Raw genomic sequence first — 18,838 nt, forward strand, 5'->3', positions numbered from 1 at the left:
GGACGAAAACTATGCAATCGCAGCTCTTTCGTCGAGCGAATTTCGCGCGGTGCCACATTCGGCGCCTTGCCGAGCGCCGCGTGGCGGAGCAAGAAGAAGGGCAGCAGAGATGGAGCGGGCGGGAGAAGGATGGATTTCGGACTGACCGAGCGCGAGGAGGTGCTCGTCGCGCGAGCCGCCACTTTCGCGCTAGGATTCAGCGACATCGACGGTTCGCCCCCGTGGGAGCAATGGGGCGATGGCGGCTGGGCCGGGCTCTGCCTGCCCGAGGAGCTCGGCGGCGGCGGGTATCCTGCCCTGGCGAGCGTGCTGGCTTTCGAGGCACTGGGCCGGGGCGGGATCGATCGTGGCGCGCTGTTCGCGCTCGGGGCGCATCTGTTCGGCTGTGCGATGGCCGTCGCGAACCACGGTTCGGCGGAGCAGAAGGCCACCTGGCTGCCGCGGCTGGCGAGCGGCGCGGCGGTCGGGGCGCTGGGCTTTTCGGAAGCCTCCGGGGGGTCCGATCTCGACGCTTGCGGTTCCAAGCTCGTCGCAGACGGCATCGGATACCGTCTATCCGGAGCCAAGACCTGCGTCACAAATGGTTCAATCGCGGACCTGTTCGTGGTCCTCGCACGCTCGCGCGAGCAGCGTTCTCCCTTCGCCTATTCGATGGTCCTGCTGCCGCGCGACACGCCGGGTCTGACGGTGACGCCGATCGAGGGGGTCCGCGGGCTGGGTGCGACAATGCCGGCCGAAGTGGAGTTCGATGACTGCCCGCTCGCCGAAAGCGACCTGCTGCGCCGCAGCGATCTCGGCATGGCGCAGATGCTCGACATCATGCGCTGGGAGCGCAGCTGCATTCTCGCCGGGTCGCTCGGCGCGCTGCAGGCGGATTTCGAGCGGGTGGTGCGACACCTTTCCGAACGCGGGCGGCACCAGGCGACCGACCATGCACTCGCGCGGATTGCGACGCGGACCGAGGCGGCGCGATGGCTCATGCGGCAGGCGGCGTGGCGTCTCGATCAGGGCGGGAACGACCTTGTTCAGCCGTCGATGAGCAAGCTGTTCCTCAGCGAGACCATCGCCGAATGCACGGGTGAATTGCGCCGGCTGGTCGCCGGTGCCGCCTGGCGCGGCGAGCTGGGCCTCGCCGATGCGCTCGACGATGCGCTGGCGCTGCTGTCCGCTTCGGGGACCAGCGAGGTGCAGCTCAATACCATAGCCTCCCAGATCGGCAGTGGCCTGTGACCGGCGTGCTGCGCGATTTCGCCGCGCGTGCTGCCGGAGCCGGGGATGAGCCTGCGCTGAGCTGCGCGGGTGAGGTGTGGTCGGCCCGGGAATTCTGGGATGCGGTTCACTTTCGCGCGGGCCAGCTGCGGGCGAGCGGCGTCGAGCGCGGCGACCGTGTCACCATCGCGCTGCGCAAGGGGCCCGAAGCGGTCGCCTGGCTCTTCGCAAGCCTGCTGTGCGGCGCGATCGCGGTGCCGCTCGACCGGCGTGCGCCGGCTTTGCGACTGGCGGCGTTGCTTGCCGATCTCGAACCCGCCGTGGCCCTGTTCGATGCGCCGACGTTCGCCCGCTTCGAGGAGAGCGGCGGGCGCCTGCCCGATGCGGGGCGGCAGATACTCTCCGATCCCCCGCCGACTCCCTCCGGCAGTGAGGTGCAGCGCTTCGTGAGTCCCCCGCTCGCGGCCAGCGATCCCGCGATGATCCTGATGACCTCGGGGACGACGGGCGATCCCAAGGGCATCGTCCTGAGCCACGGCAATATCGCCGCCTTTTCCGACTGGGCGCTGGAGGTTTTTAGCTTGGGCCCGGACGACCGTTTCCTCAACATCGCGCCGCTGCATTTCGACCTTTCGCTGCTCGACATTCTCACCGGTCTGCGGATCGGGGCGCAGGTCGTGCTGGCCGAGGAGGGTGACGCGCTGTTCCCGGCGCGGCTGTGCCAGCTCGCCGAGGAGCACCGGATCAGCGTGCTCTACACCGTGCCGACCATCCTCCAAGCCATGGTCGCGCGCGGCGGGCTGGCGACTCGCGCGCTGCCCGGGCTGCGCTGGGTGCTGTTCGCGGGCGAGGTCTATCCGCCGCCGGCGCTGGCCCGGCTGATCACGGCGGTGCCGCAGGCGCGCTTCGCCAATCTCTTCGGGCCGACCGAAACCAATGTCATCGCCTGGACCGAGGTCGAGCACGCGCCCGCGACCGGGGAAGCGCCCAATATAGGCAGCGCCTGCGCCCATTCGCGAATCGACATCTGCGATGCGCAGGGCGCGCCGGTAGGACCGGGAGAAACCGGTGAGATATGCGTCGCCGGACCCACGGTGATGCTGGGCTACTGGAACCAGCCCGAGCTGACCCGGGAGCGGTATTTCGCGGGGCGCAACGATATTTTCCGCACCGGAGACTTCGGCTTTCGCGAGCCGGCGGGCGATATCCGCTTCGTCGGTCGACAGGATCGCCAGGCCAAGCTGCGCGGGCATCGGGTCGAACTGGGCGCGATCGAGGCGCGGGCGCTCGCGCTCGACGGCGTGGCGGGGGCTGCGGCGACCGTGTGTGATGCGGGACAGAGCCTCTGCCTGCATGTCGCCGTGCAACCGGAGGCGACGCTTTCGCAGGCCGGATTGCGCCGCGCACTGTCGCTCGTCCTGCCGCCGCACGAAGTGCCAAGTTGCTTTATTTTCTACGAAGATTGGCCCACAACGAGTTCGGGAAAGTGCGACATGGCGCGGTTGGACGCGAACCATCGCAGCTTGCTGTACGATCAGGGCGAAACTTCATGACCAGGGATATCGAAAGCGTGGTTGTGGCGGCGATCCGCAAGGTCGCCAAGCTGGTCGATAGCGATACCGTGCTGACGCGTGATACCGCGCTGATCGAGGAGCAGCTGCTCGATTCGATCGAACTGCTCCAGCTCGTGATGGAGCTCGAGACGGCCTATGGCATCGAAATCCCGCTCGAGGAGCTTGCGCCCGAGAATTTCGCCGACATCGCGTCGGTGGTCCGCCTCGTCGGGCGGCAGATAGGTGGCGCGGCGGGATGATGCTCGCCAGCGACGATAAGGACTGCGACGTCGCCATCGTCGGCGCTGGACCCGCCGGCGCCGCTCTGGCGATCCATTTGCGCAAGCTTGGCCGCAGCGTCGTGATCGTCGAGAAGGAAGCCTTCCCTCGCTATCACATCGGCGAAGCCCTGACCGGCGAGTGCGTCGCGCTGATCGACGAGCTCGGCCTGCGCGACCATCTCGAGAACAGCGGATATCAGCTACGGCGTGGCGCAACCGTCAGCGGAGCGAGCGCGCGGGCGCAATTCTGGGTTCCGGTCGAGGCTGCGGAACCGGACAATACGAGGGTCGCGGCGATTTCCTGGCACGTTCGGCGCGAGGAATTTGACAAGGCGTTGCTCGACCGCGCGATCGATCTTGGCGCAGTGCATGTTTCGGGCACCTGCCGCGACGTGGTCCGCGAGGGGGAGCGGGTCACGGGAATCGCCGTCGATGTGGACGGCGGCGGGCGCCATGTCATCCGGTCGCGCTATGTCGCCGATTGTTCGGGGCAGAAAACTTTCCTTGCGAGCAAGGGGGTGATTGGGCCCAAGAACCGCACAGGATATGAAAACCAGACCGCCCTTTACGCTCAGGTGCGCGGCATGGTCCGCGACGACCCTCCCAAGGAAACCAGCACGCATATCTTCTATGGCGAGCGGCACCATTGGGCTTGGGCCATGCCGCTGACGGAGGACGTGACCAGCCTTGGCGTGGTGCTGCCGAAGGGCGCCCTGCAGCGCGAGGGGCGCTCCCTGGAAGAGCTTTTCGTGGGCTCGCTAGACAAGGTCAACGGGATCCTTGCCGAGCGCTCGAAGCATGTCGAGCTGGCGAGCGAGGTCCATACGATTTCGAATTATTCCTACAGCATCGACAGCTTCACCGGCCCCGGTTTCCTGTGTGTCGGCGATTCGCATCGCTTCTTCGACCCGATCTTCTCCTTCGGCGTGCTGATCGCCCTGCAGGAAGCCAGGCTTGCGGCGCAGGCGATCGAGCGCAGCCTGGCCGATCCCGCCGAACCCGACCGGTTCGACGACTTCGTGGAAGCGTCGGTCCGCGCACAGACCGTGGTCGAGTACATCATCCGGACATTCTGGGAATATCCCTTCGCCTTTCTCCGGCTGGCGCATTTCACCCACCAGAGCGACATCGCGGAAATCTTCTCGGGGCGGCTCTACACGCCCGAAGTCATGGAGATCGAGGCGGTCCGGCTGATGCGCGAGATGCTCCGGCGCACCGGCCAGATCGCCGCATGAAGAAGCTGCTGGCGGCGCTCGCCGCCCGCCTGGGCCTTCGCCGGCGCGCAACGAACGTCGATCCGCTGCAGCGCAAGCTCGACCGCATGGGACTGTCCCCGGCTGCGTTCGACGCGCTGGCCGGAATGGATGTGTCCGAATTCCTGGCGACGCTGCGGCAGGTCGCAGAAGGGAAGGATAGCCCCTTCGCCGCGCTGCTCCGCCCGAGCGATGACACGGGCGAAGCGGTGGCGGTCGGTGCTGCGTCCGAGGAGGATGGCTATGCCTTCCAACGGCTCATTTCCGAGCAGTTGGTGCAGTTCCTGCTGATGCAGAAGATCGTGCGGCTCTCGCCCGGCGAGCTTGCGGGTCTCGTGCGCATCGAGGGGCTGGATCATCTCGCCGGGTCCGGCGGCGCGATGCTGGTCGGCAGCCATTTCGGGCCAGCACGGCTGGTCCCCCCGATACTCGCCATCATGGGCGTGGAGTTGACCGCGATCGCACCGATCGATTTTCAGGACCTGCTCGCCATCGAACAGCCCGACGGCCTGCGCATGCTCGAACTCACGCAATCGAGCGATCTGCGCATTCTTGCCGAAGCGCAGCGCGACCTTCGCCGGGGGCGCGTGGTGCACAGCACCGGCGACGGGCTGCGCGGCGGTGCGAAACAGGCCTTCTCCTTCCTCGGAACGCAGCGGGATTTCACCACCAGCTATGCCTTTCTCGCGCTGAGCGCCGGGGTGCCGTGTCACCCCGTTTTCATCCGCAGCGATGGCGAGGGGCGGCTCCTGCTCGAAATCGAGGGTGCCCTGCGCGGAGACCTCGAAGGCGGGGCGAGCGCGGAGAACACGGCCGGGCTGGCGCGCGACTACGTATTGCGACTCGAGCATCGCTGGCGGAGCGATTCCGGCAATGTGCCTCTCCGGTCGCTGCAGCTGATGCGCAATGGCTGGCAAAAGCACAAGGTACTCGCACCCGCGCGCAAGGGTGTGCTCGGCAGGCTCGTCCCGAATCGCAGGCCACCCTCGCGAAGCGATCGCTGGAACGCGCGCTGGTCCCGCAGCGACTTTGCCCCGTTCTGGCTCTCCTCCGGCGTGCCCGCGCCGCTCGTCGCGGCCATCGCCGATGGGCATTTCCGCCCCGGCATGCGTTTGCTCGAAGCGGGCTGCGGGCAGGGCGAAAACGCTCTCTTCGCCGCGCAGCAGGGCCTCGACGTGGTGGCGGTCGATTTCGCCGAGACCGCCATTCGCCGGGCCCGCGAGAAGCACGGGACATCGGGCCTCCGGCTCGACTACCGCGTCGCCGACATGACCCGTGCGGATACCCTGGCGGGGCGCTTCGACTGCGCTTTCGACTGCGGCTGTCTGCATGCCATGCCAGACAGTGAACGAGATGCCTATGCGCGCAATCTCGCCGTGCTGCTTGAAGAAGGCGCGCTCTTCCTGTTGCTGCACAAGCTCGAGCCAGCGCAGACACGCGAAAGCCTCGAAGCGGATTTGCGACGGCTCTTCGGCGCGGCCTTCGCCGTGATTGAAGTGGGCGATACCGATCTCGGTCATGCCGGGCATCCGCAGCCGGCCCTCGCCGTCCTCCTGCGCCGCGGCGCTGGCTGATCAGATCGGCCCGTAGCCGAGCATCCGCGCGGTTTCGCCGCACAGATCCCAGATCCATTTCTTCTGCGGGCGCAGCCACAGTCGCGTCGCGGCGCGACGCTTGCTGACCGGGATCGGCGGCATGTCGCCCGCCTCCCGACCGAGGAAGGCGAGCACGCGCTGCCGCGTGGCGGTCGGGTCGGCGCAGAGCTCCTCGAAACTGATCTCGAGGTAGCGTTCGGGGCCGAGCCTCTTGCCGAGGCGTGCCACCGGATCGACCTGGTAGTGCCAGGTGATCGCATTGCGCCGCCAGTCGGGATCGCTTGCGGCCAGTGCCGGATCGCGGCCGACCGCGCGGTAGGCGGCGGCGCAGACCGCCTCGCCGACAATGTTGTCGGTGCGCGAGGTCACGTGTGTACGGCGCAGGCTGCTCGTGACCGGATGGCGCACCAGATGGATGACCTTGGCACTGGGAAAGGCCTCGAGCAGTTCGGGCATGATCAGCATCGCCTCGGGCAGCTTGAAGCCCCACAAGGCATCGTCGGACAGCTTGCCCTCGCTGCGGATACGCTCGGCCGTCCGACGCAGCGCGGCGGTCCAGCTCGCGCGCAGATCGGGGGAAGGATTCCCGTCTGCCGCATGCTTTTCGACCGCGATCGGGTAGATCGTGTCGACCCATTCGAGCGAATCCGCCGAAACGTTGAGCTGATTCCCGAGGAACACGCCGCATTGCTGGACGATGCCCGAGATGAGGCGCGTGCCGCTGCCCCCGCGACCGGTCACGACGACGGGCGCTTGCCTCTGGTCCAGCAGACCGCCCTTGGCGGGCTCCTTCTTTGCCAACAGCGGAGTGCGGTCGTAGCCCAGTTCTTCCATCGCATCCCCGACCAGATCGAGGATAGCGCGCTCCTCGCGCGGGCCCAGCACCTGCTGCCACTTGCCGAGCGAGCTGCGATCGATCGGGCGTTCGCGGTCGAGCTCGCCCGGCCCATCGCCCTGCAGGACTTCCGCGTGGCCGACCATCGCTTCGGTAAAGGGCAGGCCGACATGCGCGGCGATACGCTCGGCGAAGGCGCGCGGATCGGCGACGCAGTCCTCGTAGCGGAAGACCAGGGGATCGAGCCCGGCGCGGGCGAAATGTGCATGCGCGGACGACTTGATCCGCCACACCAGCGCGCGCTTGAGATGCTTCGCGACCCCGGGATCCTCGAGCATGGCGATCTCATCGGCATAGGTCGCGGCGGCGACCGGATCCTGGCGGAGGAGGTGCAACTGGTTGGCGGCGATGTCGGTTCGCTTCAGCCGGCCCATCGAGGCCACCACCGCGCGCACGTCGCGCACCGGGTTGATGATCGAGACCGGTCCAGGGAGGCGCGCGATCGCCGCGTGGCTGTAGGTCAGGTTGGGCGCCTTGAGCACCAGATGGGTAATGTCCGGGTGGAGCGCGGTCGGTCGCAGCGGGCGCCGGACGATCCTCGGATCGTCGTCGCGGTATTTCTCCGCCGCCCGCGCAAGCAGGCCCGGCAGCAGCAGGTGCCGCCGCGGATCGCCCGCCAGCAGCGCGCGCGCCCAGCGCATCACCCCCTCGTCCTCGTCGAGCAGCAGCGCCTGCGGATGCGCGCCGACGATCTGTCCCACCAGCGAGGTCCCGCTGCGCTGGCAGCCGGTGACGATGACGAGATGCGGCTGCCGGTCAGTGCGGGAGGAGTTCGACAAGATGCCTCGCGATCCTGGGGGCGCCGTCGTTGGCGATACGGGCGGGCCCTGCTTCGGCGGCACGCGCCGCGATACGGGAAAAATGGTCCGCCGGGACCCGCGCGAGAGCGCGCTGGCTCTCCACGGTGACGGCGACTCCACGCTGCTCGAGCAGGTCGCCGAGGATACGCTGGTTGGGATGCGACGGCACCACGACCAGCGGCTTGCCCGCGGCGAGCGCCTGGTAGCTCGATCCCGCGCCGCCCTGCGTCATCACCGCGCGGGCGCGCGGCAAAAGGCGGCCGAGCGGCAGGATCCCCGCCTCGAACAGCCTGTGATTACCGACCCTGCGCACGGTCTCCCCCTCGCCCTTGCTGTGCACGCGGACGATGTCCTCGCAGCCGAACCGCTCGGCGGCAAGCGCGCAGAAACGGTCGTCGACGAGCTTGCCGGTCGAACCCATCGAGCACAGCAGCATGTCTTTGGCATCGGCCATGCCCTCGCCAAGCTCGCCTCCGGCTTCCCACCACACCGCCCCGCAAGCACGATAGGTGTCGGGCAGTGGTTCCGTATCGGGGACCAGCCAGGCGGGATCGGCGAGCAGTACGCGGTCCGCCTCGTAGAGATCGAAGCCGCTCGCCAGGGGAGGCAGGCCGCGCCTCGCCCGTTCGCGGCCGATCAGCCTTGCGCGCCGGCGGAACAGCTTCGTCTGGACCGTCTCCCCACGCGAGAGACGCGTCAGGAAGCCGTTGGTGACGATCGCGCGCGGGCAGTCGGGAAAGCGTGTGGTCGCCAGCCAGCGAACCGGGCAGCAGTCGTGGACGACGAGGTCCGGCTTAACCGCCTCGAAGACGGCGTCCAGCGCGTCGGCGAAGGCAGCGGCGGGGCAGTCGAGCTCGCGCTCCGGGATCGGTACGCGCCGGATCGAGAATTCCTCGTCGAAGCGCGCGACATCGAATTTCGCCGTCGCGGGGATGACGATCTCGATTCTGCAGTCGACCAGATCGCGCAGGCTGCGCGCGACAAGGGCGATTCGACCGAAGTGTCCCAATGCCGGTCCCGAAATGAACGATATGGTCGGCAAGAAGGTCTGGCTTTCGCAATCCGGATGACTGCGCTGTCCCTAATCCCCATTGTTCGTCCTGCCAATCATCCGTGAAGCCAGAGAAATTTCGACCGGGAAAGCGTGCGTAAAGCGTTTGCCCAGTTGCCAAAAACCCTATTCGCTGCGAAAGATGGTCCATGTGAGGGGGGCGGTTCGACCGAACAGGCTGGTATGGTTTCTTTCCAGATACTGCTGGCCACGCTCAACGGCGCGCGCTTCCTCGAGGAGCAGATCGAATCGCTCGAACGGCAGACCATCGGGCAAATCCATATCCTCGCCTCGGACGACGGCTCCGACGACAATACGTTGGCCCTGCTCGAGCGGGCGCGGAGCAGGTGGACCAGAGGGCGGTTCGAGATCATCTCCGGGCCCGGAATGGGTTTCGCGAAAAATTTTCGCCACCTGATCGAACAGGCCCCGCGCGATGCGGATTTCTACGCTTTTTGCGATCAGGACGACATCTGGCACGCCGACAAGCTGCAGCGCGCCGCCGAGGCCGCTGGATTGGAAGATCCGGACCGACCCTTCGCCTTCGGCAGCGCTTCCGCGCTGATCGATGCGCAGGGGCATTCGCTCGGGAAGGTACCGCGTCGTCGCGGCGGTCCCGGCATCCGCAATGCGGTGATCCAGAACATCGCCTCGGGCCACACCATGGTGATGAACCGCGCGGGCTTCGGCCTGCTGCGGGATACGGCCGCCAGCATCGGCCCGTTCCCACACGACCACTGGCTGTACCTGATCGTCGAGGGTACCGGCGGGCACTTCCACTTGAGCAGGGAACCGACGGTCTATTGGCGGCAGCACGAGGGCAATGCGATCGGTGCTCGGATCCCGCCCTTCTACAAACCTCGTCGGAGCAGGTTCGAGCGCCTGCGCCGGGGCAAGCTGCGCGGGCGGATGGTGGCAAGCATCGCGCTGCTCGACGCTTTTCGCGACTTGCTGACCGAGGATGCGAAGGAGGTCGTCGACCAATGCCGTGTGATCCACACCAGCCCCAATGTCCTGACCCGGATGAGAGTTCTCCATAGAGCGGGCCTCTATCGCACCAGCTTCACCGGACAGATCGGCTTGTGGCTCGATTTCCTCCTCAACTTCAAGGTGACACCCTCCGTCTGGGGTATTCAACCCGCGCGCATTCCGACCTAGAACCTGCGGTCAGATGGACGATTTCTCGAGTATTCCAGGCCCCGTCGCCAGGTTCGGGACGCGCCGTGGGCGGACGATCTATCGCGATCTGCGCGAGCTCCACCGTTTTCTTCCACCCGTGCGCAAGCGTGAGCTGCGGCTGATCCTCCTGCTCAGCGGAGTGGTCGCGCTGGCCGATATCGTGACCATCGGTGCATTGCTTCCCTTCCTGGCACTCATTTCCGGCGATGCCGGCCAGTCGGGCCACTATCTCGTCCGCATTGCGCTCAAGGAGCTCTCGCACCTCTCCGGACCCGACCGTTTTGCCGTCGCTTCGGCGACAGTCGTCGGTTCGGCGGTTGTGGCCGCAGCGGTGAAGACGGTGCTCTATTGGCTGAGCCAGCGCTTCGTCTATCGGACCTCGCAGGACCTGGCCGCCCAGGTGCTCTCCAACACGCTGGCCCAGCCCTATGCGTATCATCTGGCGAAGAGCAGCAGCGAACTGATCGCCACGGTCAACAAGGTCAAGTCGATCACCATGCGCACGATCGCCCCGATCATCCAGATCGTTTCGCACGTGATCACGGCGCTGGCCGTCTTCGTCACGCTAGTGGCGATCCAGCCCTATATCGCGCTGATCGCGCTCGGTGGAATTTGCGCGGCCTACCTCGCCATCGCGACATTCGTGACCGGCTCGCTGCGTTACAACAGCTCTGTGATCGCGGGCTTGCAGGCGCGCCGGGTGCAGACGTTGCAGGAAGCGCTCGGATCGGTGCGCGACGTCCTGCTCGGTCGCACCCAGGACCATTTCCTGGACAAGTTCCGCGAACTCGATCGCACCATTCTCGAGGCGCGCGCGCATGCCTCGATCATCGGCACGGTGCCGCGCTACATCGTCGAGACGGCGATCATCCTCGTCATCGTGGGGCTGGCCTATTACCTCGCGAGCGCGGGCCCGGGACTGACCGCGACCATTCCGGTGCTCGGGGGGATGATCCTCGGCATCCAGAAGCTGCTTCCCGCTGTCCAAGCCAGCTATTCGGGCTGGGCCGGGATTCGCGGCGATCACCATTCGCTGAGCGATGTCATCGACAAGCTGAAGCTTACGGTCGAGGTGGCGCCCACACCCGCCGCTCCGCAGCCGTTCGATCGCGAGATTCGCTTCGTCGATGTCGCCTTCGCCTATCCGGGACGGCGCAGGCCCGCGCTGGACGGGATCAATCTGACCATTGCCAAGGGGGCCAGGATCGGCATCGCCGGCAAGAGCGGGGGCGGGAAGAGCACCTTCGCCGACCTCGTGCTCGGCCTGCTCGATCCGTCCGCCGGGCGGATACTCGTCGACGGCGTGGCACTCGATGCGGACAATCTTCCCGCTTGGCGGTTGCGCGTCGGCCATGTGGCACAGCAGCCCTATCTGGCCGATTGTTCGATCCGCGAGAACATCGCCTTTTGCGAAGCGCCGGCGGATGTCGACGAATGCCGGCTTGCGCGCGCCATCGAAGGTGCCTCGCTGACGAGGTTCCTCGGCGAATTGCCCGATGGGCTCGATACGCCTGTAGGGGAGGACGGCGTGCGCCTGTCCGGCGGGCAGAAGCAGCGCATCGGCATCGCCCGCGCGCTCTACAAGCAGGCCGACGTGCTGGTCTTCGACGAGGCGACCAGCGCGCTCGACAGCCAGACCGAGGCCGAAGTCGTCGAAGCGATCCGGGCGATCGATTCCCACGTGACGATCGTGGTGATCGCGCACCGCCCGTCGACCATCGCCTGGTGCGACCGGGTGCTGAATTTCGAGGACGGGCGGGTGGTCGGCTGACCTTGCGTCATTTCCTGGACGACAGCAGCAGATAGCCCCACGCGGGCAATGTCACGGCGGCACCCTTGACAATGGTAACCGGCTCTCCGCTGGCGAATTCGGTATAGCCGCCGTCGGCCAGCGCGCTGGTCGGCGTCACCTTGACCGGTTCCGCCGAGAAATTGAACAGGCCGACGACCTTGTCGTCCCCTTTCGCGCGCGTCCAGGCGAGGACCTGTTGGGGCTTGTCGGTTTCGAGCTTCTGCATCACCGCGCCCCATTGCCCGTTGGCGAGCGCGGGGTTGGCCTTGCGGAAGGCGATCAGATCCTTGAGCAGCGTGCCATAGGCGCAATCCTCGCCCTGGCTCCAGTCGATCGGATCCTTTTCGAAGAAAGCCAGCCGCCTGGCGTTGCAGGCCTCCATCCCGTTGTGGACCAGCGGCAGGCCCTCGCCGGTGAAGGCGAGGGCGGTCATCGCGTCGAGCGCGGGGCCGTAATTCTCCTTCATCGTGCCTTCCCAAGCGTTCGAATCGTGGTTCTCGATATAGGTCAGCCGCATGGCCTTCCTCGGCCACAGGCTCTCGTTTTCGGCGTAGTAGCCGTAGAAGCTGGTCGCATCGCCCTGGCCATGCGCGACGCGCTTGGAGGTGTTGTGCCAGTCCCAGGCATAGGTCGCGTCGAAGGCGGCGAAATGGTAGGCGGTCTGCTGCACCTCGCCGAGCATGAAGACCGGCCGGATTTTCTCGAGCCGCGCGCGCGCGCTTTCCCAGAAATCGAGCGGGACGTAGCCGGCGACGTCGGCGCGGTAGCCGTCGACGCCAAATTCGCGCACCCAATATTCCATCGCCCCGCCGACATGCGCGCGCACGCCGGGCTGCGACCAGTCGAGATCGATGATGTCCGACCAGTCCCACCACGGGGTGGGGCGGAAATCGCCCTTCCAGTCCTTCTCATACCAGTCGGGATGCTGCTTCGCGAGGGCATTGTCCCAGGCCGTATGGTTGGCGACGAGATCGAGGATGACGTGGAAGCCCTGGGCATGCGCGGCGTCGACGAAGGCGCGGAAGTCCTCCTCGGTGCCGAACTCGGGGTTCACCGCGTAATAGTCCTGCACCGAATAGGGGCTGCCGAGGCTGCCCTTGCGGTTCTCCTTGCCGATCGGGTGGATCGGCATCAGCCAGAGTACGTCGACGCCGAGCGCCTTCAGGCGTGGAAGCTCGGCCTGCGCCGCCCGGAAGGTCCCTTCGGGCGTGAACTGCCGGGTGTTGATCTGGTAGAGCACCGCATCGCGCGACCACTCCGGATGGGTGATGGTCACCTTGTCGCGCGGTTCCCAGCCCTTCGTGGCGGGTTCGCCGGCGTTGACCGGCGCGGCACCGGCGAAGAGGGCGGCGCCCGCCAGCCCGGCGAGGATCTTACGCATCGGCGGTTTCTCCCGGTATCGTCACGCGCAACATGGCGAGGCCTGCCAGCGCCCAGCTCGCCGCGGCGAACAGCATCGTCCAGATCGGATCGGCGGGGAAGAAGGCGTTCATCACGCTGCCCATGACCGTCGCCACCAGCAGCTGCGGGACGACGATGAAGATGTTGAACAGGCCCATGTAGATGCCGAGCTTCGCCTGCGGCAGGCTGCTGGCGAGGATGGCGTAGGGCATGGCGAGGATGCTGGCCCAGGCAATGCCCTTGAGCACTTCGCACAGGATCAGCAGCTGCGGATCGCGCAGCACGAAATAGCCGAGGAAGCCGAGCGCGCCGAGCAGCAGGCAGGTCATGTGCGTGCGCGCCTTGCCGATCCGCCGCGAGAGGAACGGCAACAACACCAGCGCGGCCACGGCAGCAACCCCGTTCTGGACGGTGTAGATGAGGTTCCACCAGTTGGCGCCGGCGTTGTAGGCGGGGGTGGTTGGATCTGCGCTGCCGTAGAAATATTGCGACACGATCGGGCCCGAATAGATCCACATGATGAACAGCGAGGACCAGCTGAAGAACTGGACCAGCGCCAGCCGCCTCATCGTATCGGGCATGCCGCTGAAATCGCCGACGATGCTGGAGAGCATGTTGGCGTGCCGTCCCTGCTTCGCCATCGCAATCGCCAGCGCACTGAGGAGGCCGTAGGCGAGGAGCAGGCCGCCGAGCAGGAGGATTTCCTTCTCCAGCCCGAGCGGGCCGACCGAGAGGTTCACCGCCAGGCCGAGAACTATCCAGATGCCGGCGGAGAGATAGGTCTTGGCCGCCAGCGCGCGGACGCTGTGGCCCTCCTCGGTCTCGCGCGCGGCCTCGAAGGCGGCCATTTCCCCGGGGCTGTATTCCCTGGTCGTGACCACGGTCCAGCCGATCGCGGCGAACAGCGCGGCGGCGCCGGCCCAGAAGCTCCAGCGGACGGTGTCGGGTATCTCGCCCGCCGGGGCGACATTGCTCACCCCGAAGTGCTCGAGCAGCCAGGGGAAGATCGCCGCGACCACCGCGCCCGCGCCGATGAAGGCGGTCTGCACGGCATAGCCCGTCGCATGCTGCGACTTGTCGAGCATGTCGCCGACGAAGGCGCGGAAGGGCTCCATCGAGATGTTGAGGCTCGCATCGAGCATCCACAGCAGCGCCGCGGCGAACAGCAGCGGGGCGCCGAAGGCCGGCGCCAGCGGCATCAGCAGCAGCGCGATCGCCGCAAGCAGCGCGCCGGTCATGAAATAGGGCCGGCGGCGACCGAAGCGGTTCCATGTGCGGTCGGACAGGTGGCCGATGATCGGCTGGACGATCAGGCCGGTCAGCGGCGCCGCGACCCACAGCGCGGGCAGGTCGTCGAGCGATGCGCCGACGGTCTGGAAGATCCGGCTCATGTTCGAATTCTGCAGCACGAAGCCGATCTGGATGCCAAAGAAGCCGAAGCTGATATTGGCCAGCCCGGCGAAATTCTGGCGCGGTTTCTGCCGCAGCGCCTCACTCATGCGAAGTTCCTCGTCCCAGCCTGTGCGGGTCTTCGCGCCCGGTCAGGTCTTGCAAGTGGCAGACGCTCGCACGCTCGCGCGGCTTCGCCAAGTGCGCATACGAATACGTCGGCCTAGCGCATCGGTCCGGTCGAACCGCGCACGACCAGCCGGCCGGGCAGTTTGCGCGGGGGCGGTTCGCCGCCCTCGATCTGCGCCGTGAGCGTTTCGACCAGCGCTTCGCCGGCGCGGCGGATGTCCTGCATCACCGTGGTCAGCGGCGGGGTGGTGAGGCTGGCGGCGGGAATGTCGTCGAACCCGACTACCGCGACGTCCTTGGGCACGCTCCGGCCCGCTTCGGCGAGCGCGCGCATCGCGCCGATGGCGATGAGGTCGCTGGCGGCGAAGATGGCATCGAAGGCGAGCCCGCTGTCGATCAGCGCGCGGGCCGCGGCATGGCCCTCCTCTTCGGTGGTCAGCGCGTCGAAGCGGAGCTGCGGATCGGCATCGATGCCCGCGGCTTCGAGCGCCTCGCGCAGGCCGCGATAGCGCCCGGCGAATTCGGGATAGTGATCGTCGGCATGGCCGAGAAAGGCGATCCGCCGCCGGCCACGTTCGATCAGATGTTTGCCGGCGAGGCGGCCTGCGGCGACATTGTCGGTCCCGATCGTGACTCCGCTGGCGTCGCTGGAGACCGATCCCCAGCGGGCGAAATGCGTGCCTTGGCGCGCAAGCTGCTCCATCCGCTCGCGATATCTGGTGTAATCGCCGTAGCCGAGCAGGATGAGCCCGTCGGCGCGATGGCTGTCCTGATACTGGACGTGCCAGTCGTCCTCCATCCGCTGGAACGAGATCAGCAGGTCGAGCCCGCGGTCGGCGCAGGCCCGCGTGATCGAGCCGAGCATGGCGAGGAAGAAGGGGTTGATCATGCTCTCGTCGGGGGTCGGGTCCTCGAAGAACAGCAGGGCGATGGTGTTCGAGCGCTGGCTACGCAGCGAGGAAGCGTTCTTGTCGACCGTGTAGTTGAGGTCGCGGGCGATCTCCTCGATCCGCGCGCGAGTCTTGGGGCTGACCGACTTGTCGCCGCGGAGCGCGCGGCTGACCGTCGGTTGCGAAACCCCGGCCGCATAGGCGATATCGAAACTGGTCGGCCGACCCGTAGGCTTTCGACCCATCACTCTCTCCCGCTCGGGCAGGCCCGTGCTTTCTCGTCCCATGCATAAGAATGTGTGGGCAATTAGGCAACGCCAACCCCCTGATCGGCGAGGGTTTCCGCGCTTTCCGGGCTACTATGGCAAAATTGCCGCGGCGGGCGTTGCCGCGCAATCACATACGTATGCTCTCTTCCGCGACTTCCCGATCGGGCCGTATGCAGCGCGCAATACAGGCACATCGACGCGCTCGTCGCCTGTGGGGATTAGGACTGCGGCCCAGGCGACCAGCGAAGGAGTCGGGCCTCACGGGGAGTGAACTGAAATGGCAATTCGCAAAACCTTTTCTGCTACCATCAGCCTGTCGGCCTTCGCCGTGGCACTGGGCAGCATGGCAACCCCTGCCTTCGCGCAGGACGAGGACACCGACGAGGCGACGGAGACCGCCGAAACCACCGACGGCAACGTGATCATCGTGTCGGGCTATCGCGCCTCGCTCGAAAACGCCGTCGCCGAGAAGCGCCGGTCGGACCTGGTCGTCGAGTCGGTTTCGGCCGAGGACATCGGCAAGCTGCCCGACGCCTCGATCGCGGAATCGATTGCACGCCTTCCGGGCCTGACCTCGCAGCGCCTCTCGGGCCGCTCGAACTCGATCAGCATCCGCGGCTTCTCGCCCGACTTCTCGACCACGCTGCTCAACGGCCGCGAACAGACCACCACCGGCGACAACCGCGCGGTCGAATACGACCAGTATCCCGCCGAAGTCATCAACCAGGTCAATGTCTACAAGACCCCGATGGCCAGCCTCGTCGGCCAAGGCCTCTCAGGCACGGTCGACCTGCGCACGATCCGCCCGCTCGATGCCGGCAAGACGATTTTCTCGGTCGGCGCGCGCGGGAGCTATGCCGATCTGGGCAAGCTGAACGTCGAATCCAATGACATGGGCTACCGCGTCAACGGCCTCATCGTGACCCAGTTCGCCGACAACAAGATCGGCCTCTCGCTCGGCGCGAGCTATGTCGACGAGCCTTACCAGATCCAGGAATTCAACGCCTGGGGCTATCCGACCACGGGCGATGGCGATTTCGTCATCGGCGGATCGAAGTCCTACGTCACCTCGACCCAGCTGACCCGTCTCGGCCTCAACGGCACCCTGCAGTTCGAGATCTCGCCGACCGTCACCTCGACGCTCGACGCCTTCTATTCGGACTTCAAGGACGACCAGATCAAGCGCGGGATCGAGCTGCCGCTCTATTGGTCGGGCGCCGTCCTCCAGCCCGACACCACGGTCGAGAATGGCTTCGTCACCGCCGGGCAGTTCAACGGCGTCAAGGGCGTCGGCCGCAGTGACGTCTTCCAGCGCAAGGCGAAGCTCTATTCATTCGGCTGGAACACCGAATACGAAGGCGACGACGGCTGGAACGCCATGCTCGACCTCAGCTATTCGAAGACCGACCGCAACGAGCTGAGCCTCGAAAGCAACTGGGGCACGGGGCGCGGCAGCATCGGCGCGACCGACAACATCGGCTTCCAGAGCGGGCCGCAGGGCACGGTCTTCAGCCCGATGCTCGATTACGGCAATTTCAACACCATGCTGCTGACCTCGCCGCAGGGCTGGGGTGGCAACCAGATCGCTCCGAACGGGGATTCGATCCTCGGCGGCCAGGACGGTTACTACAACAACCGCATCATCAAGGACACCATCTGGCAGGCCCGAATGGAGGTCGAGAAGGAATTCGACGGCAATTTCTTCCGCAGCCTGCAGGCCGGCGTCAACCTCACCGATCGCAGCAAGTCGCTGGTGCCCGATGAATACTTCCTCGGCCTCGTCGCCAATACCGACGGGCTGACCAGCGTCCAGGTGCCCGAGCAGTTCCGCCTCGGGACCACCGACCTGACCTACCTCGGCCTCGGTCCGGTGATCAGCTACAACCCGCTCGATCTGCTCGACGCGGGCATCTACAAGTTGGTGCCCAACGCCTATGGCGACGTCGTGGTGAAGAGCTACTCGGTGAACGAAAAGCTGCTGACGCCCTATGTCCAGCTCAACATCGCGTCGCAGCTGGGTGGGGCCGAACTCACCGGCAACATCGGCGTCCAGGCCGCCATCACCGACCAGAACTCGAACGGCGCAACCGCGGTCTACCTCGGCCAGCTGGATGTCCCCGAAGGTTGTGCGGCGGCAGGCGAGCCCTGCGCACCCAACATCGGCGCGCAGTTCCAGAAGTTCAGCACCAGCTACACCAACTGGCTGCCCAGCCTGAACCTGTCGCTGCGTTTCGACAGCGGTTTCGTGATCCGTGCCGCCGCGGCGCGCGAGATCATCCGCCCGCGCATGGACGACATGCGCAATTCGCTGAGCTTCGGCTACCAGTTCGTCACGCTGCCCAACGGCACGACTTTCGCAGCGGTCACTGGAAGTTCGGGCAACCCGAACCTGCGCCCGTGGCTCGCCAATGCCTTCGACCTGACGTTCGAGAAGTACTTCGGCAACAAGGGCTACCTTGCCGCCCAGTTCTTCTACAAGGACCTCAAGAGCTACATCTACAACCAGGACGTGGTCATCCAGACTTCGGATCTGGCACTGGCTTCGCCGGGCGAAGACATCGTCATCGCGCCGACCGCGGTCCTCAACATTCCTATCAATGGCGAGGGCGGCAGCCTCTACGGTGTCGAAGTGGCGGGCACGCTGCCCTTCGAAACCTTCACGGCTGCGCTCGACGGCTTCGGCATCACCGGCGGTGTCTCCTACACCAAGACCAAGATCTCGCCGACGCCGGGTGCGCCCTCGGAAGACCTTCCGGGCTATTCGAAGTGGGTCGCCAACGGCACCGCCTTCTTCGAGAAATGGGGCTTCAACGCCCGCGCCTCGATCCGCTACCGCTCGACCTTCGTCGGCGAGGTTTCGGGCTTCGCGGCCAACCGTGTGCGTCGCCGCGCGGCGCCGGAAACCATCATCGATGCCCAGATCGGCTATGATTTCCAGGACGGGTCGCCGCTCGAGGGTCTGTCGCTCTTCCTTCAGGGCCAGAACCTGACCGACGAGCCCTTCGTCACCACCAACCCGGGCGACCCGCGTCAGGTGATTGACTACCAGACCTATGGCCGCCGCTTCATGGCCGGTTTCAACTACAAGTTCTGACGATGTGCCGGGGGAGCGGGGACGCCACTGTGGCCTCCCCGCTCTCACGGATTGATCC

13 protein-coding genes are annotated in these 18,838 nt (G+C 66.3%); 8 read left to right on the forward strand and 5 right to left on the reverse strand.

What is annotated here, in order from left to right:
• Window positions 1-129: 129 nt before the first annotated feature.
• From ACN4E0_RS11950 to ACN4E0_RS11970, 5 genes are read left to right on the forward strand one after another with little or no spacing between them, the layout of a single operon-like run.
• Window positions 130-1,230, forward strand: a complete 1,101-nt coding sequence (locus ACN4E0_RS11950) for an acyl-CoA dehydrogenase family protein (protein WP_419568122.1) — start codon at window positions 130-132, stop codon at window positions 1,228-1,230.
• Window positions 1,227-2,762 (forward strand): AMP-binding protein, encoded by a 1,536-nt coding sequence (locus tag ACN4E0_RS11955; protein ID WP_419568124.1) that lies wholly within the window; start codon window positions 1,227-1,229, stop codon window positions 2,760-2,762. The genes ACN4E0_RS11950 and ACN4E0_RS11955 overlap by 4 nt, the downstream gene beginning before the upstream one ends.
• Window positions 2,759-3,022, forward strand: a complete 264-nt coding sequence (locus ACN4E0_RS11960) for an acyl carrier protein (protein WP_419568126.1) — start codon at window positions 2,759-2,761, stop codon at window positions 3,020-3,022. The genes ACN4E0_RS11955 and ACN4E0_RS11960 overlap by 4 nt, the downstream gene beginning before the upstream one ends.
• Entirely contained in the window at window positions 3,019-4,278 is a 1,260-nt protein-coding gene (locus ACN4E0_RS11965; protein ID WP_419568127.1) for an NAD(P)/FAD-dependent oxidoreductase, read from the forward strand. Before ACN4E0_RS11960 ends, ACN4E0_RS11965 begins: the two co-directional genes overlap by 4 nt.
• A complete protein-coding gene (locus ACN4E0_RS11970; protein WP_419568128.1) occupies window positions 4,275-5,870 on the forward strand; it encodes a methyltransferase domain-containing protein in 1,596 nt (531 codons plus the stop codon). The genes ACN4E0_RS11965 and ACN4E0_RS11970 overlap by 4 nt, the downstream gene beginning before the upstream one ends.
• Here ACN4E0_RS11970 and ACN4E0_RS11975 read toward each other — a convergent pair whose 3' ends face one another.
• A complete protein-coding gene (locus tag ACN4E0_RS11975; protein WP_419568129.1) occupies window positions 5,871-7,565 on the reverse strand; it encodes a sulfotransferase family protein in 1,695 nt (564 codons plus the stop codon).
• Window positions 7,543-8,628 (reverse strand): glycosyltransferase, encoded by a 1,086-nt coding sequence (locus ACN4E0_RS11980; protein WP_419568131.1) that lies wholly within the window; start codon window positions 8,626-8,628, stop codon window positions 7,543-7,545. The genes ACN4E0_RS11975 and ACN4E0_RS11980 overlap by 23 nt, the downstream gene beginning before the upstream one ends.
• 192 nt (window positions 8,629-8,820) lie before the next feature.
• Here ACN4E0_RS11980 and ACN4E0_RS11985 point away from each other — a divergent pair, with 192 nt between their 5' ends.
• Both ACN4E0_RS11985 and ACN4E0_RS11990 read left to right on the forward strand, forming a co-directional pair.
• Entirely contained in the window at window positions 8,821-9,795 is a 975-nt protein-coding gene (locus ACN4E0_RS11985) for a glycosyltransferase (RefSeq protein WP_419568132.1), read from the forward strand.
• 13 nt (window positions 9,796-9,808) lie between these two features.
• Complete coding sequence (locus ACN4E0_RS11990; protein WP_419568133.1) at window positions 9,809-11,587, forward strand: ABC transporter ATP-binding protein; 1,779 nt, start codon at window positions 9,809-9,811, stop codon at window positions 11,585-11,587.
• Between the two features lie 7 nt (window positions 11,588-11,594).
• Here the strand turns inward: ACN4E0_RS11990 and ACN4E0_RS11995 are convergent, their stop codons facing one another.
• The 3 genes from ACN4E0_RS11995 to ACN4E0_RS12005 all read right to left on the reverse strand — a co-directional run bounded on the left by ACN4E0_RS11995 (window position 11,595) and on the right by ACN4E0_RS12005 (window position 15,662).
• Window positions 11,595-12,989 (reverse strand): alpha-amylase family glycosyl hydrolase, encoded by a 1,395-nt coding sequence (locus ACN4E0_RS11995; protein WP_419568135.1) that lies wholly within the window; start codon window positions 12,987-12,989, stop codon window positions 11,595-11,597.
• Entirely contained in the window at window positions 12,982-14,508 is a 1,527-nt protein-coding gene (locus ACN4E0_RS12000) for an MFS transporter (protein ID WP_419568137.1), read from the reverse strand. Before ACN4E0_RS12000 ends, ACN4E0_RS11995 begins: the two co-directional genes overlap by 8 nt.
• A 113-nt stretch (window positions 14,509-14,621) precedes the next feature.
• A complete protein-coding gene (locus ACN4E0_RS12005; RefSeq protein ID WP_419568139.1) occupies window positions 14,622-15,662 on the reverse strand; it encodes a LacI family DNA-binding transcriptional regulator in 1,041 nt (346 codons plus the stop codon).
• A 301-nt stretch (window positions 15,663-15,963) separates the two neighbouring features.
• Between ACN4E0_RS12005 and ACN4E0_RS12010 the strand changes: the two genes are divergently transcribed.
• Complete coding sequence (locus tag ACN4E0_RS12010) at window positions 15,964-18,780, forward strand: TonB-dependent receptor (RefSeq protein ID WP_419568141.1); 2,817 nt, start codon at window positions 15,964-15,966, stop codon at window positions 18,778-18,780.
• Window positions 18,781-18,838: the final 58 nt, after the last annotated feature.

Source organism: Qipengyuania sp., from assembly GCF_048550555.1.
Taxonomy (GTDB): domain Bacteria; phylum Pseudomonadota; class Alphaproteobacteria; order Sphingomonadales; family Sphingomonadaceae; genus Qipengyuania.

Excerpts from the sequence above, each read along its gene's own strand:
- ACN4E0_RS11950 (WP_419568122.1), top strand. The coding sequence starts at position 130 with ATGGATTTCGGACTGACCGAGCGCGAGGAGGTGCTCGTCGCGCGAGCC.
- ACN4E0_RS11960 (WP_419568126.1), top strand. The coding sequence starts at position 2,759 with ATGACCAGGGATATCGAAAGCGTGGTTGTGGCGGCGATCCGCAAGGTC.
- ACN4E0_RS11965 (WP_419568127.1), top strand. The coding sequence starts at position 3,019 with ATGATGCTCGCCAGCGACGATAAGGACTGCGACGTCGCCATCGTCGGC.
- ACN4E0_RS11970 (WP_419568128.1), top strand. The coding sequence starts at position 4,275 with ATGAAGAAGCTGCTGGCGGCGCTCGCCGCCCGCCTGGGCCTTCGCCGG.
- ACN4E0_RS11985 (WP_419568132.1), top strand. The coding sequence starts at position 8,821 with ATGGTTTCTTTCCAGATACTGCTGGCCACGCTCAACGGCGCGCGCTTC.
- ACN4E0_RS11990 (WP_419568133.1), top strand. The coding sequence starts at position 9,809 with ATGGACGATTTCTCGAGTATTCCAGGCCCCGTCGCCAGGTTCGGGACG.
- ACN4E0_RS11995 (WP_419568135.1), bottom strand. The coding sequence starts at position 12,989 with ATGCGTAAGATCCTCGCCGGGCTGGCGGGCGCCGCCCTCTTCGCCGGT.
- ACN4E0_RS12000 (WP_419568137.1), bottom strand. The coding sequence starts at position 14,508 with ATGAGTGAGGCGCTGCGGCAGAAACCGCGCCAGAATTTCGCCGGGCTG.
- ACN4E0_RS12005 (WP_419568139.1), bottom strand. The coding sequence starts at position 15,662 with ATGGGTCGAAAGCCTACGGGTCGGCCGACCAGTTTCGATATCGCCTAT.
- ACN4E0_RS12010 (WP_419568141.1), top strand. The coding sequence starts at position 15,964 with ATGGCAATTCGCAAAACCTTTTCTGCTACCATCAGCCTGTCGGCCTTC.